Below are 16,179 nucleotides of genomic sequence, written 5' to 3' on the forward strand. Positions count from 1 at the left end.
TGTTTTTAGGACAGTATGTAACTAGAAAATAATGAAGAACATGTTTTTGAGTCGGATAATAATTATATTTCTATTCTTATGTGTATCTGTTTTGAATGCTGCGGAACCATTTGTCACTTTTATATCAGCGGATGCCAAGTTACCTTTGGTTACACCACAAAACAGATCGTTCTCTATTTGGTGTGATGATGCAGAACATCGTGGGGTGCTGTTAGCGGTGCGTAATTTACAAACGGATTTTGAAAAAGTGACTACTGTAAAACCCGAATTATCGAATATTGCGGGAAAAGAAGTGCGTATTATCATAGGTTCGTTTGACAAAAGCCCACTTATACGTCAATTAGTAAAAACAGGAAAACTGGATGGTAAAGAATTGAGAGGTAAGAATGAAAAATATATAATCACCACTCTTCATGCTCCTTTGGAAGGTTTACAGGGAGATGTGTTGCTGATTGCTGGAAGTGATAAGCGTGGAACGATTTATGGTATTTATGAATTATCAAAACAAATAGGTATTTCCCCTTGGTACTGGTGGCTTGATGTTCCGCCGGTAAAGCATCAGGCTATTTATATTAAAGAAGGTGTTTATACTGATGGTGAACCGGCTGTAAAATACCGTGGCATTTTCATTAATGATGAATGGCCTTGTATGGGAGGTTGGACAACTGAAAAGTTCGGAGGATTTAACAGTAAGATGTATGTGCATGTCTACGAACTTCTCCTCCGTTTGAAAGCTAATTTTCTATGGCCGGCCATGTGGAGTGCAGCATTTTATGCAGATGATCCGATGAATAGTCCTTTAGCTGATGAAATGGGGATTATAATCGGGACTTCCCATCACGAACCGATGGCACGTAATCACCAGGAATATGCCCGTAATCGTAAGTTGTATGGTGAGTGGAACTATCAGAGGAATAAAGAGGGAGTAGAACGTTTTTTCCGTGAGGGTATCAAGCGAATGAATGGAAAGGAAGAAGTAATTACTATCGCTATGCGTGGTGACGGTGATGCTCCGATGGGACCCGATACAGATACGCATCTATTGGAGGAAATCGTAAAAGGACAGCGTAAAATAATAGCAGATGTAACAGGTAAACCTGCTTGTAAGACTCCACAATTGTGGGCACTTTATAGTGAAGTACTGGAATATTATGATAAGGGAATGAAAATACCTGATGATGTCATGATTTTGCTTTGTGATGATAATTGGGGGAATGTACGTCGTTTACCAGATTTAAAGGATAAACGGCATCCTGGTGGATATGGTATGTATTATCATGTAGATTTACATGGAGCACCACGTGCCTATCAATGGCTGAATATGACACAGATCCAGCATATGTGGGAACAATTATATTTGACTTATTCTTATGGTGTGGATAAAATGTGGATTCTAAATGTGGGGGACTTGAAACCGAATGAATTTCCTGTTGATTTTTTCTTGAATATGGCATGGAATCCTGGACACCTTACGGCTGATAATTTACAGGAATATACTTGTAGTTTCTGTAAACAACAGTTTGGGGATAACTATGCAGTAGAAGCCGCTCGCATCTTAAATCTGTATTGTAAATATGCTGCTCGCGTAACTGCAGAAATGTTGGATAGCCAAACTTATAATCTTTCCAGTGGAGAATTTAAGGCTGTAACAGATGAATTTCTTGCTTTGGAGGCGCATGCCTATCGTCAGTTTATGACTTTACCGGAAGAATTGAAGGATACATATAAAGAACTCATTCTTTTTCCTGTTCAGGCCATGGCAAACCTTTATGAGATGTATTATGCGGTTGCTATGAATCATAAGTTAGCATCTGAGGGTGATCCACGTGCCAATGAATGGGCAGATAGAGTGGAGTATTGTTTCAGGTATGATGCGGAACTTTGCTATGACTATAATAACAATATAGCTGATGGAAAATGGAATCATTTAATGGATCAGACGCACATCGGTTATACAAGCTGGGATGAGCCTAAAGGAGGAAATATAATGCCCGAAATCATAAGAGTGGATGTCTCTGCATATAAGCCGGGAGGATATGAGTATAAGGAGAAAGGTGGGGTGGTAGTAATGGAAGCGGAACGTTTTGCAGAATGTACACAAGGGAATAAGACGGAGTGGACAGTTATTCCTGACTTGGGACGTACTCTTTCTGGTTTGTCGTTGATGCCCTATACACAACCTGTAACAGGAGCTTCATTGACATATCGCATGAAGCTTAATTCTGAGATGAAAAATATACGTGTAAGATTAATCTTGGATAGTACTTTGCCTTTTATAAAAGGAGGACATAGTTATGCTATCAGTTTGGATGGTGGTAAAGAACAAATAGTAAATTACAATTCAGAGATGACTTGGGCTAATTGTTATACGAAGATGTATCCCGCCGGTGCTGCGCGGTTGATAGAGTCGGTGGTGGATTTTTCCAATGTTAATCTGAAAGAAGGAATACATGCATTAATTATTCGTCCGTTAAGCCCTGCTATTGTATTGCATAAAATTATAATTGATTGTGGTAGTGATGAAGTCAGTCGATTGAATCTTCAGGAAAGTCCTTATCGCAAGGTTACGCATTAATTAATATTTATGATATAGATACGCAAATGAAGAAGATTATTGTCTTATGTTGTTTATTATGTGCAGGCATATTTGCCTTTGCACAAGACCCGAATTTCCATATTTATCTTTGTCTAGGACAATCCAATATGGAAGGGAATGCAAAGATCGAGGCCCAGGATACGTGCAATGTCAATGAACGCTTTCTGATGATGGCGGCTGTTGATTGTCCGTCTTTGGGACGTGTCAAAGGACAGTGGTATAAGGCTGTTCCTCCGTTGGTACGTTGCCATACAGGGTTAACACCGGCCGATTATTTCGGACGTACGTTAGTGGAAAGGCTGCCTGATAATATTAAGGTAGGTGTCATCAATGTAGCTGTAGGTGGTTGCAGGATTGAGCTGTTTGATGAGGAGAATTGCGAAGAGCATATTGCCTCTCAACCGGAATGGCTGAAAAATACCGCGAAAGCGTATGGTAATAATCCTTACCGTAGACTAAAAGAATTGGCTGTAGAAGCACAGAAAGCCGGTGTGATTAAAGGTATCCTCTTGCATCAAGGCGAGTCTAATACCGGTGATAAAGAGTGGCCTCAAAAAGTGAAGAGAGTCTATGAGAATTTGTTGAGGGATTTGAATCTTCAGGCAAAGGATGTTCCATTACTGGCGGGAGAAGTAGTGCATGCCGACCAGAATGGCAGATGTGCAAGCATGAATGAGATAATCAATACGCTGCCGCAAGTGATTCCGACCGCATACGTGATTCCTTCTTCGGGCTGTCCTGCCGCAGAAGATAATTTGCATTTCACGGCAGAAGGATACAGAAAATTGGGAGTGCGGTATGCCGAGAAACGACTCCTTTTGTTGGAGAAAGAACCAAACTCCGGAATTACTACCGAACCGGCATCCACTAATATTCCGGGATATGACTATCCCCGGGTGGATAAAGAGGGGCGTGCTCATTTTCGTTTCTATGCTCCGCAGGCTAACAGGCTACAAGTGGATTGTTGCGGAAAGAAGTATGATATGTGGAAAGATGCCGGAGGACTCTGGACGGCAACGACCAACCCTCTGCCTGTAGGATTCCATTATTATTTCCTGATTGCAGACGGGGTGTCGGTAACAGATCCTTCCAGTTATACGTTCTTCGGTTGTTGCCGTATGGCAAGTGGCATCGAAATCCCTGAAGGTGAGGAGGGGGATTATTATCGTCCTCAACAGGTATCTCACGGGCAGGTTCGTTCCTGTACGTATTACTCCGAAACGCAGAAAGAGTTCCGTCGGTGTATGGTATATACGCCGGCAGAGTATGAAACTCATCCGAAGAAGCGCTATCCGGTATTGTATCTGCAACATGGCATGGGTGAAGATGAAACCGGCTGGAGTACGCAGGGAAAGATGAATCATATTATGGACAACTTGATTGCATCCGGTCAGTGTGTGCCGATGCTCGTGGTGATGGATAGCGGTGATGTGGAAGCTCCGTTCCGGCCGCGTCCGGGAAAAGATGTGAACGAGGAGCGGGCTTTGTATGGCGCCACCTTTTATGACGTTATTCTGAAAGACCTGATTCCTATGATAGACCGGACATTCCGTACGAAAACCGACCGCGAACACCGTGCTATGGCAGGACTCTCGTGGGGAGGACATCAGACTTTCAATACGGTTCTGCCTCATCTCGATAAGTTTTCTTATATCGGAAGTTTCAGCGGGGCGATTTTCGGTCTGGATATGAAGACTTGTTTTAACGGAGTGTTTGCGGATGCGGACAAGTTCAATAAGAAAGTGAATTATTTCTTTCTCGGCTGTGGCACGGAGGAACAAATGGGAACAAAGAAGATGGTGGATTCACTCCGGAAACTGGGTATCGAGGTTGATTATTACGAATCGCAAGGCACAGCGCATGAATGGCTCACGTGGAGACGTTGCCTGAAAGAATTTGTACCACATTTATTTAAACACTGAAAATAGCATGAAAATGAAATCTACATTTATCGCAGCTACATTGTTGCTCGTTTCGGTTATGACCGAAGGAGGACTGTCGGCACAAAACCCGATTGTGCAAACTTGCTTTACTACAGACCCAGCTCCTATGGTGCACGACGGCACCTTGTATGTGTATACGGGACACGATGAAGACAAAGCGGATTTTTTCTGGATGCAGGAATGGCGTGTGTATTCTACCAAAGATATGGTGAACTGGACCGATCACGGCTCTCCTCTTGCCATCGAATCATTCGACTGGGCGGACGACCGTGCCTGGGCAGCACAATGTGTAGAGCGTAATGGTAAGTTTTATTGGTATGTCTGCCTGCATTCCAAACTTTCCAATACGATGGCAATCGGTGTGGCGGTAGGCGATTCGCCTGTCGGTCCTTTTAAAGATGCCATCGGCAAACCGCTTCATGACGGAAGCTGGGACTATATTGATCCTACGGTCTTCATTGATGATGACGGTCGTGCTTATCTGTATTGGGGAAATCCGAATATCTATTATGCAGAATTGAATGACGACATGATTTCCTTGAAAGGTGAAGTGGGCAAACTGGAACAGACTGTTGAGAGCTTTGGTGCACCCAATCCGGAAAAACGTGTCAAAGATGTTAAGTATAAAGATACTTATACAGAAGGTCCATGGCTTCATAAACGGGAAGGAAAATATTATCTTCTTTATGCTGCCGGAGGTGTACCCGAACATATTGCCTATTCCATGAGTGACGGACCTCTTGGGCCGTGGAAGTATATGGGAGAAATCATGCCTTTACAAGATACGGGCTCGTTTACTAACCATTGTGGAGTGATAGACTATAAAGGCAATTCTTATTTCTTCTATCATACGGGTAAGTTGCCGGGTGGTGGAGGCTTCGGGCGAAGTACGGCGGTGGAGCAATTTAAGTATAACGCTGACGGCACTTTCCCGATTATTAATGCTACCCGGGAAGGGGTGTCACCGGTAGGTACGCTCAATCCTTACGAAAGGGTGGAAGCTGAAACAATCGCTTTTTCTGAAGGTGTGAAGTCCGAACCAAATGTGAAAACCGGTATATATATATCTGAAATTCATAATGGAGATTATATAAAGGTACGTGAAGTGGATTTCGGCAATAAATCCCCCAAACGGTTCACTGCTACCGTTGCCAGTGCCCTTCGTGGCGGAACACTTGAAGTACGTACAGACAGTATAAGCGGACCATTAATTGCGGAACTGACTATTCCTTCAACGGGAGGTTGGGAATGCTGGAAAACATTGCAGACTGATATTGTAAAACCGGTCACAGGAATACAAGATATTTATTTTGTATTCAAAGGACGTAAAGGCTGCAAACTGTTTAACTTTGATTGGTACAAGTTTAACAGATAAACATGCTAGAGAGCAGTTGGGTTACTCTTCCTTTTTACTCAACTGCTCTTTCATATACATTGAAGGCGGCATTCCATACAATTCTTTGAATGTTGTCGAGAAATTATTAGGATCAGTGAATCCTGTTAACATGGCTATCTCGGATATGGTATGCTGTTTTTCGGACAATAAACGAGCGGCTTCTTTTAAACGTATATTACGTATAAAGTCACGGGTTGTCTGGTTGGTGAGCTCTTTGAGTTTCCTGTGAAGATGTACGCGGCTAATACCTACCTCGGTGGTGATTGTCTCTATTGTCAAGTTAGGGTTACTGATGTTTTCATTGATCACTTTCATAATACGTTCCATCAATTTCTCATCGGGTGATTTCACTTCCAGTTTCTGAACCTTGTTTTCCAGATTTTGCTGTCCTGTAAATACTTTGCGTAACTGCTGCCGTGTATTAATCAGATTTTCTACCGTCTTTTGCAGAATTTCGATATTGAATGGCTTCATGATATAGGCGTCGGCTCCTGTATTCAGACCTTCAAGGTTGTCTTCTTCCCTCGTTTTCGCAGTAAGCAAAATGACTGGGATATGATTGAGATTTACATTCTGCTTGATCTTCCGGCATAAGGTAAGTCCGTCCATTTCGGGCATCATGATGTCACTAATGACTAAATCCGGAGCCTTTTTAAATATTTGCTCTAATGCTTCTTTACCATTACGGCTTTCCATGATATGAAATTTGTCCCCGAATTCCTTCGCTATATAATTTCGGATTTCTTCGTCGTCTTCTACAACTAATACGCGATATTTAGTTTTTACCCTGACTTTCTTTTCTTCCTCATTTTCTATAATGGGAGAGATGACAGGAACAGTTGGTATGGTTACTGTTACCTTTTGCTCATTGTTGTCAACTTCTTCAGGTCGTAGATGCTTGTTACCCAACGGCAGCCGGATAATAAAACGGCAACCCGGTTGTTCTTTATTATTTTCTACATAGATAATTCCATGATGTAATTCCACTAATGAACGAGTAAGATGTAATCCTATTCCTGTTCCGCCTTTCGGATTCTGTTGGCTGTTACGGATCTGATAGAAACGTTCGAAGATATGTTCTTTTTCCTGTTTATCGATGCCTGTTCCGGTATCCGCGATAATTATTTCGGCATATTGTTTCAAGGGATCGGGCAGTGTATTATCTTCTCCCGTACGGATGGTAATATCTATGTTTCCTTTTTCAGGAGTAAACTTGAAGGCATTAGACAGAATATTCAGGATAATCTTATCAAAATTACCTGTGTCTACCCATACATTCAGTTCCCGGAGCGTACTGTGAAGTTGTAGTTGGATATTTTTTGTATTTGCCTGTTGACCGAAAGTTGTACATAAATCTTCTATAAAAGGAATAATATTGGTCTCCCGGAACATCAGGAACATTTGTCCTTTATCAATTTTCCGAATATCCATTAGTTGATTGACAAGATTCAGAATACGTTCCGCATTTCTGTAGATAATATGATATATTTTCAGGCGTTCATTGTCCTCCTCATTCTTAATCAGTTTCTGTAGAGGGCTGATGATTAGAGACATCGGAGTGCGTATCTCATGAGAGATGTTGATAAAGAACTGCAATTTTGCTTCATTGATTTGTTCGGCATGGATATGTTGCAGCATTTCCTGATGCATTCTGTACCGATGTCTGATCTGAAGAATAATGATAAATATAATGGTCAGTAATAATAAGGAGTAGATAACTTTGGCCCACCATGAAGCATACCATGCAGGAGATATAAAGATGGTAATTTCTTTTATATTTGAATACACAGTGTTGTCTTTTGCTCTGATTTTAAAGTTATAGGTACCGGGTTTCAGATTGCTGAATGAGATACGGTTTACACCTTTGGGCAAACTAATCCATTTTTCATCGTTGATAGAATAAAGGTAGTTGATGTGTTCGGGGGCATTTAATTCCAGAGTGGCAAACTCGATACTGAACACATTGTCTTTATGGGATAGATAAAACTCCTTTGCGTTGAATACAGGGCAGTTGATAATATTGTGAATACCGGATTTCATTCCTTTTCTAACCGGATTGTTATGCAGGAAAAAGTCGGTAATCCGGATATTCCATGTTTTTGCCGGATTGATAATGTCTTGCGGATTGAAATAGGTGATACCATTCATTCCGCCAAACCAGATAATACCTTGTTTATCTTTGAAGGAGGCATTCTTGTAGAACTCATTTCCCTGTAATCCGTCGCTGACATAATAATTGATAAATTTGTTGTTTTTCTTTTGGAATTGGGAAATTCCGGCATTGGTGCTTATCCAAAGAAAATCTTTTCCGTCTCCTTGTATGGCATATATTGTATTACTGGGCAATCCGTCTGCAGTCGTATAAGTGGTTAGTTCTTTCGTTTTTTTATTCCAACCGGATAATCCTTCGGAACTGCCCAACCAGACAACTCCGTCGGCATCTTCAAAGATTGAATAAATAACATTTTGTGAGAGTATCTTATGACTTTGAAAATCAGGACTGTCAAGGTCTATACAGTTGACGCCGTCATAAGTTCCGACATACAGCTTATTATCATCGGAATAGTGGAGGCAACCTATCCATTCGTTGATTAGAGATGTCTGAGATTGTACGGATGTAAATTCTTTCGTTTTCAGGTCATAGTAGAACAAACCGAATCCCATTGTCGCAATCCAAAGACGCTTGTTTTTATCTTCTGCGAAATCATATACACGTTGTATATAGTTGTTGTTCTTATCTACCAGTTTGTACTGGTAATCACATAATCCTGTCTGTTTGTTCAGCTTTCCCATACCGTTGATAAAGGAGCCAATCCACATATTGTGTTCGGAGTCTTCATACAATTTAATAACAGTTGAGGGTACTGAATGAGGATGGGTGGTGTGTGAGAAATGTTTTGCCGGCTCCAATTTTTCTGTAAGGGCATAAATACCGTCGTTATCCGTTCCTACCCATAGAGTCCCGTTATTATCTTTGCAGAACGAAGTAATGCAACAGGAGCCTATGCAATTTTTATCTGTTGATTTATGTCCGATATATTTAAAGCTGTTGGTGCGGGCTGGGATTAATATAACTCCTTTCTGATAAACAGCTAACCATAAGTTACCCGAATTGTCCTTTAGGATGGAGTGTATTTTCGAGTTCCCCGAATCGAAATAATTATTGTCAAACTTGTATTCGGAGATTTCGTGTGTTCGGATATTATAAATGGCTACTCCCTTGCCGTCAGTGCCGATATACAATTCATTGGGTATCCCGGAATAAAGAAAGCAAACAGGAAGTTCTCCTTTCTCTTTCAAATCGACCGGAACAAAGGTTTTACGTTCTTTATCGTAAATGAATAGTCCTTTTCGTATACTTCCAACATAAATGTTGCCTCGTTGATCCTCACATATACTTTTGACGTATCCGTTGTCTTTAGACAAGTGTAACGTAAGCTGATTGTCGGGAGTGAGTTGATATACTCCTTCTTCCCCTTTTGCCATCCATACATTTTGTTTTTTATCTTCAAACAGGCTTCCGGGTGAAGTGACTGCAATATCGACTTTCCGGACAGTCAACAGATGGTCTTTGATGTCCAGCTTGCACAACACATTTCCGGATACCCATATCTCTCCGTTTTTTCGCTCGATGAAAGAATTAATGTTGCTTTCAAGCGTTTCTCCGGTATCTTCCAATTTGGCAAGTGGAGTAAAATTGTCCGTGGCCGGATCATACATTTGAATTCCTATATATGTGCCGATAAGCAAATGACCTTTGCTGTCTTCAAAAACAGTACGAACAAAATTGTGGGCTAACGAATGTTCGTTATTGGGCTCATGTTTGTATATGGTAAATTTAGCACCGTCATAACGGTTCAGACCATCTTCTGTTGCAATCCAAATGAAGCCGTTCCGGTCTTGATATATTTGATTAATCAGACTACTGGAGAGCTCTTTGTCAGTAGTGAATAACTTAGGAGATTGCCCGTTGCATAACAAAGAAAACAATAATAATAGAAAAGTCAATACATTTCTCATAGTCAATAGATCGTTGTTGGTAGTACAAAGAAAACTAAAAACCTACATATAACCTAATAAAAGATGAATATTTTCATTAGGCTCCGGGAGTACAATCGGATGTTGTAACATCGTTTGTAAATAATGTAACATGAGAAAAGATTTACCTCTCGTTATGTATTATTGTTTTCCTTCGGTTGTACTTACAATATAGGTTTTACCGGGCTTTGTTTCGATGTCATATTCATAAACCTTCTGCAGTTTGGGAGATTGCGCACTTACCCCTTTGGCTACAAGAGGTCGTTTGATAGGAGTGGTGGCGAATAATCTATTTGAGCACTCTTTCCCGTTTACTTGTTTTAAGCCTTTCCCTTTCAGTGGGACATAAGACCGGATGCGGAGCGTACCGCCTATATTCGATCGGATGATCGCTTTATTTAACACATTGTTTTTCCACTCCATATCGACAGTAAAGTTTCCACGTGCCACCAGCCCCTTCACACTTCCTTCTTCCCATGCATCAGGCAATGCTGGCAATAAATGTACGGCACCGTCATGACTTTGGAGCAACATTTCCGCTACTCCGGCTGTATAACCGAAATTACCGTCAATCTGGAAAGGCGGATGGGCATCCAGCATATTGGGATAGGTACGCCCGTTCGGATATTCTTTAGCCAAGTGATCGCTGGGCAATAGTTGAATCATATTTTTGATGATTTGGAAGGCATGGTTTCCATCCAGCATACGTGCCCAGAAATTGACTTTCCAGCCGATACTCCAACCAGTAGCCTTATCACCGCGTTGAAGCAATGTGTTTCTTGCTGCCTGGAATAATTCGGGATTTGAGTATGGAGAAATTTGATTACTCGGATATAGCCCGTACAAATGTGAAATATGACGGTGCTCGTCCTTGGGATTGTCAATATCTTCCAGCCATTCTTGTAGTTGGTTATGTTTTCCTATTTGCATAGGTGGCAACTTCTCTAGTGTTTGTTTGAGAGAATCTTGGAAAGAAGGGGCTTCACCTGTGATGTATGAAGCCAATAAGGTATTATGCAGTGCATCAAAGGCAATCTGGTTATCCATGGTGCAACCGGCCGTGATAGGACCGTGTTCCGGTGACACAGAAGGAGACACTACCAACCATTTATACACTGGATGTTCTACCAAGAAATCCATGTAGAACTGCGCTGTTCCTTTCAGGATGGGATAGTACTCTTTCAGGAATTCTTTATTTCCTGTAAAGAGGTAATGTTGCCAGATATGTTGTGCTAACCAGGCTCCCCCACTAGGCCACATGCCGGCTGCAGCAAAGTCTACAACTCCGCAAATTCGCCATAAATCAGTATTATGATGCGCCATCCATCCCCTACAATCATACATAGTTCGGGCTGTTTCTGCTCCTGTGACAGATAAATCTTTCAACATAGAGAATAGCGGACTATGTGTTTCACTTAAATTAGTGACTTCTGCCGGCCAATAGTTCATTTCTGTATTAATGTTGATGGTGTATTTACTATCCCAAGGTGCATGAGTACTGTTGTTCCATATACCTTGCAGATTAGCCGGCTGTCCACCCGGTTGCGAAGAAGAAATCAGTAAATAACGTCCATAATGGAAAAGTAGAGCTGCCATTGCCATGTCTTCTCCATTTCCGAAGTTTTCAATTCGTTTGGGAGTCTCCAGTTGGGAAGTTTTGCCTGTCGGTAATGTAAGGCGTACACGGTCAAATTGTTTTTTATAATAAGCGATATGGTTTTTGAGAGCTTTTTCGTAAGGTATTTGCATTGCTCTTTTCAGATATTCGCTGGTCCGGTGGGATTCATCGGCGCTGACATTCTGGTAGTTTACGTAGTTGGTTGCTGTCGATATATAAAGGGTTGCTTCTGTTCCTTCATTTATTTGGAGCGTATTTCCTGCCGGGCGGAGAGTGCCATTCGTTTTTACTTGGATTTGACATTCTGCCCGTAGTGCGGCTTTCAAACCTTCCTGCTCTTTCCCTTGACAGGTGACGGTCAGCTGATCATTCTGAACATTCACCTTATGTACTAGAGGGCAGTTATATGCAATAGTAAAGTTCAGTGCGTTTGCTTTACTTGCTTTGATATGCATAATAATGACATTATCAGTAAATGAAGCAAAAGTGGTGCGGGTATAAGTGACGTCATCCACTTGATAACGGGTAGTTGTCGTTGCATTCTCTAGATTCAGATCGCGGTAAAAGCCGGATGCGTTTTGGTGTTCCGGAAATTCCAGATAAAGGCTACCTAATGTCAGATAGCTCATTCCGTGTTGCTGGGTTAAGAAGTTGGCGTCAATGAGTCTTTGCGCTTCCTTGTTTCTCCCTTCAAAAATCAGTTTGCGTACAACCGGTAGAACATGTATGGCATTCGGGTTATTATTATTGTATGGAGAGCCTGCCCAAAATGTTTCTTCGTTGAGTTGTAATTCTTCGCGTTCGATTCCGCCATATACCATGGCTCCAAGACGGGAGTTGCCAATAGGGAGAGCTTCCGACCAATTTTGTGCAGGTTGACTATACCACAGTTTCAGGTCCTGTCCTGAAACAAAGTTGCTTATTAATAGGAATAATACAAAAAAAGTGTTTCTGTTCATATTGTATGGATTTGTAGCAAAGGTAGCTCATTTACCAATACAAAAGGCAAAAAACTGTTTCTGAAATCTACCTTGGAAGTAACTTCTTTCCATATTTATGTTACTAATATATATGTTGTATGTTCCAAATGATAAAATAATAACTGCCGGTTTCTTTTTGATTTATTATCAGCCTTGCCCTCTTGTCATATAGCTTATTTGCAGGCTGATTAAGTGGGAGGTATAAAAAGAGAAGCTGGTATAGTTGCGTTGGGATGCCGGTATCGTTCCATTAAAGTACCGGTATCATTAATTTCCCACGGCCGTGACAAGATCTTCCCACGGCCGTGGTAGGAACTCTTCACGGCTGTGGGAAGAAGCTACCACGGCCGTGAAGAATTAAGTATACCGGTATCCTGATCGAACAATAGTTATTGAATGATATAAGTATGCCGGTTGTATGACGGATGTTTAATGGAGGCTTTTCTTGAAAAGTAAGTAAAGCTGGATAGGAGATATGGGAGAGCAAAATCATAAAATAATAGGCTGACAATAAAACTTATAAAATGTTATTGTCAGCCTATTGTCAGGGCTTATTGTCAGCATCTAATGGATTGAAAATCATTTATCTAATGAATAGGAATGACGGCTGACAATAAGAACTGCAAAATTTATATGTAAATATAATCAGTGTGTAGTAATTGACTTGTTTCTACATGGATCTTTTTATCTATTATCTCTCTTGCTTTTCGATTCATTCATAAACAGATAAGATTTCTTGTAGCCTCCGTAGTCTACAACCAACTTTTCCAGCACGATGCCCGGATCAAGAGGTTTGAAAATTAGTGTCTGCATGCCGTCTGATGTATTCGGCACATTCAGTTTGACCTTTTTCTCGACGATACGTCTTGCAACTGTCGGATAGTATATGCTATACACATTTTCGGGAAGTTCATTCAAATTCTGATTGAAATTGATAGTCTGTTCCTTCGCCCCTTCGAATCCGATACTGTACTCATGTCCTTTCCGGTCGTGGAAAGCAAGAGTCGATTTCACTATCACGTGAACAGTCACTTTGTCGACTCCTTTAGGCAATTTTATTTTGTAGGAGATAGAAGCTCCGTCGGTCGGCTGGGTATAAGGCATCAGAGCCATGCCGCTAAGGGTTCGTCCCATGTAGGGGATCACTGTCCATTCCGTACTTGGTGCTGCTTTAGTGCTGTAATAGTGTTCGGCTTCCATAGCTACATATCCGTCTTGTCCGGTGAAGACGTATCCGCCGACAGCCTTTTCCGGATGCTTGATTCGGTAGGTTTGTGGTAGTGTATCAGCGGGGAAATTATCATTCCATGAGGTATAACCGATATGTTTCTGAATCATCATGTTCTTCCATTTACCGCCGGACATAACATTGTTATAATCGTCACTCAATGCTTTATCCCGTGCAAAAGCCTGTTCCACTTTATCTGCCCATTCGTTAGTTTGCGGATTGTTTTCTTTGTACAATTTATGGTTCATGGCTTGTGCATAATACATCTCGTACAGGTTTGCCATGGCTTGAACAGGGAAGAGGATTAATTGCTTGTAGGCATCTTTATATTCTGATTTCAATGATATGTATTGTCTCAAAGCTTCCGCTTCCAGTTTCAGATATTCATCAGATACTTGTTTCCATTCGCCGGTCTCCAGGTTATAAGTATTCCGGTCGAGCATTTCTCCCGTTACGCGACCGTTATATTTGCTGTACAGGTTTAAGATTCGCATAGCTTCATCCGCTTGATCTTCGCCAAACTGCTGTGCGCAGAAACGACGGGGATGGTCCAGCAAGTTGGAGACGTTGAATTGCTTGGGATTCCATGCCATATCCATGAAGAGCGTGATCGGATATTCCATTGGTTTCAAATCGCCTACATTCAGTATCCACAGCTTTTCTACTCCGTAATCGTATGTGAGTTGAAGTTGCTCCCACATATTTTGTATAGGGGTTACGTTCAGCCATTTGGAGTTTCTCGGAGCACCTACGTAGTCTACATGGTAATACATGCCCCAACCGCCCGGATGCTTACGTTCCTTGGCATTTGGCAGACGGCATACATTGCCCCAATTGTCATCACATAATAGCATGATAACATCATCGGGCACACGCATACCTTTATCATAGTAATCCAGTACTTCTTTGTATAGTGCCCAGACTTGCGGGGTTTCTTTGGCAGGACGTTTAGTCACCTTTTCAATAATTCTGCGTTGGTTCTTTACTATGTCTTCCAGTAGTTTCACGTTGGTGTTTTCGCTCATGGCTGCGTCACCGTCTCCGCGCATACCGATGGTTACGATATCTTCTGTGCCCTGCATCCGTTCGATACCTTCACGGAAAAACTGATCGATCACTTTTTTGTTAGTTGTATAATCCCATGCACCATATTCTTTGCGCTTGCGTGACCATTCCTGATGGTTGCGTGCCATCGGTTCGTGGTGGGACGTGCCGATAATGACTCCCATTTCATCAGCAGTCTTACTATTCTCCGGGTCGTCTGCATAGAAAGCCCAACTCCACATGGCAGGCCAAAGAAAATTACCTTTCAGGCGTAATATCAGTTCGTAAACTTGTGTATAAAAACGGTGGTCACCGTAGTTTGTGCCGTAGGTTTGTTTTACCCAACCAGTCAGACAGGGCGCTTCATCATTCAGGAAGATACCGCGGTAGGTCACCGCAGGTTCTCCGTCTGTATACTGTCCCGGCTTTACATATACATTCTGTTGCTTTCGGATAGGGACGTCTGCCCACCAATACCAGGGAGATACCCCCATTTGTTCGGAAAGTTCATAGATACCATAGATCGTACCGCGTCTGTCGCTGCCGATGATAACCACTGCTTCATCTACTCCTTCACAGGGATTAGTGACAACTTGCAGGATATATTTCTCATTTTTCCCTTCCAGCTCTTTTTTATCTATTTTGTTTGCAGCTATCAGTTTTTTTACAAAAGGAGTACTATAGGTACCTACAATGACACAGTGTTTCGAACTTACGTTTGTTAAGAGCACAGGCTTCGTTCCGCATACTTGCAGTATATCTTGTTGAAGATTGCCGACAGCTATCATCACTCCTTTGTCTTCGGAAGAATCTACATATATCGGACAAGGAACTCCTTGGGATATCAACGGAAAATGATTATCGGTCGGTGTGAATACTACGAATTGTTCAGCGGCAAATGCTGCTATACTCACAACAGAGAGGTAGAAGAATAGAAATAATCTTTTCATGGTTTCAATATTTAATAATTTGTTGTTAATCATTGATCTTACGTTTCACTGTAACCGGATATTCTACTTTGTAGATAATTGGTAATTGAAAAGTATATAACAGCAGGCTTAAAATGATGCAAATATCCTTCTTCATAAATACTATATTTAATGAAATTATCTTCTTTATGTCTTAAATTCCAAAAATGGTTTATTTTTTGTCTGTACTGTGACACGATGCAAAGATAGTTGGTATTGATAAGAACGGGCTTTGGGTATGTTTCAATTATTTATACTGTTGATACCAATTTACTTTTTCTTGAAGTTTTTTCTTCGGAGATAAAATGAAGAAGTGTGAACAAACCGGTTTGTTCAATAAATGTTTTTGATTTTGTTTCAAAATCTTT

General features: G+C 41.4%; 6 protein-coding genes. 3 read left to right on the forward strand and 3 right to left on the reverse strand.

What is annotated here, in order from left to right:
• Positions 1–31: 31 nt before the first annotated feature.
• Genes DW173_RS16720 through DW173_RS16730 form a run of 3 tightly spaced genes read left to right on the forward strand, consistent with a single transcriptional unit; the run spans position 32 to position 5,914 of the window.
• On the forward strand, positions 32–2,575 hold the full coding sequence (locus DW173_RS16720) for a glycosyl hydrolase 115 family protein (RefSeq protein ID WP_004316132.1): 2,544 nt from the start codon (positions 32–34) through the stop codon (positions 2,573–2,575).
• Positions 2,576–2,601: 26 nt separating this feature from the next.
• The gene (locus DW173_RS16725) at positions 2,602–4,518 is read left to right on the forward strand and encodes a sialate O-acetylesterase (protein WP_120144829.1); all 1,917 of its coding nucleotides are present in this window, start codon (positions 2,602–2,604) and stop codon (positions 4,516–4,518) included.
• A gap of 7 nt (positions 4,519–4,525) precedes the next feature.
• Positions 4,526–5,914 (forward strand): glycoside hydrolase family 43 protein, encoded by a 1,389-nt coding sequence (locus DW173_RS16730; protein ID WP_004324540.1) that lies wholly within the window; start codon positions 4,526–4,528, stop codon positions 5,912–5,914.
• 21 nt (positions 5,915–5,935) lie between these two features.
• Here DW173_RS16730 and DW173_RS16735 read toward each other — a convergent pair whose 3' ends face one another.
• From DW173_RS16735 to DW173_RS16745, 3 genes are all read right to left on the reverse strand, one after another.
• Positions 5,936–9,955 (reverse strand): two-component regulator propeller domain-containing protein, encoded by a 4,020-nt coding sequence (locus DW173_RS16735; RefSeq protein WP_120144830.1) that lies wholly within the window; start codon positions 9,953–9,955, stop codon positions 5,936–5,938.
• A gap of 159 nt (positions 9,956–10,114) precedes the next feature.
• Complete coding sequence (locus DW173_RS16740) at positions 10,115–12,550, reverse strand: glycosyl hydrolase family 95 catalytic domain-containing protein (protein WP_120144831.1); 2,436 nt, start codon at positions 12,548–12,550, stop codon at positions 10,115–10,117.
• Between the two features lie 705 nt (positions 12,551–13,255).
• A complete protein-coding gene (locus DW173_RS16745) occupies positions 13,256–15,793 on the reverse strand; it encodes a glycosyl hydrolase 115 family protein (RefSeq protein WP_120144843.1) in 2,538 nt (845 codons plus the stop codon).
• Positions 15,794–16,179: the final 386 nt, after the last annotated feature.

Source organism: Bacteroides sp. AM16-13 (genome assembly GCF_003602705.1).
GTDB lineage: Bacteria > Bacteroidota > Bacteroidia > Bacteroidales > Bacteroidaceae > Bacteroides > Bacteroides xylanisolvens.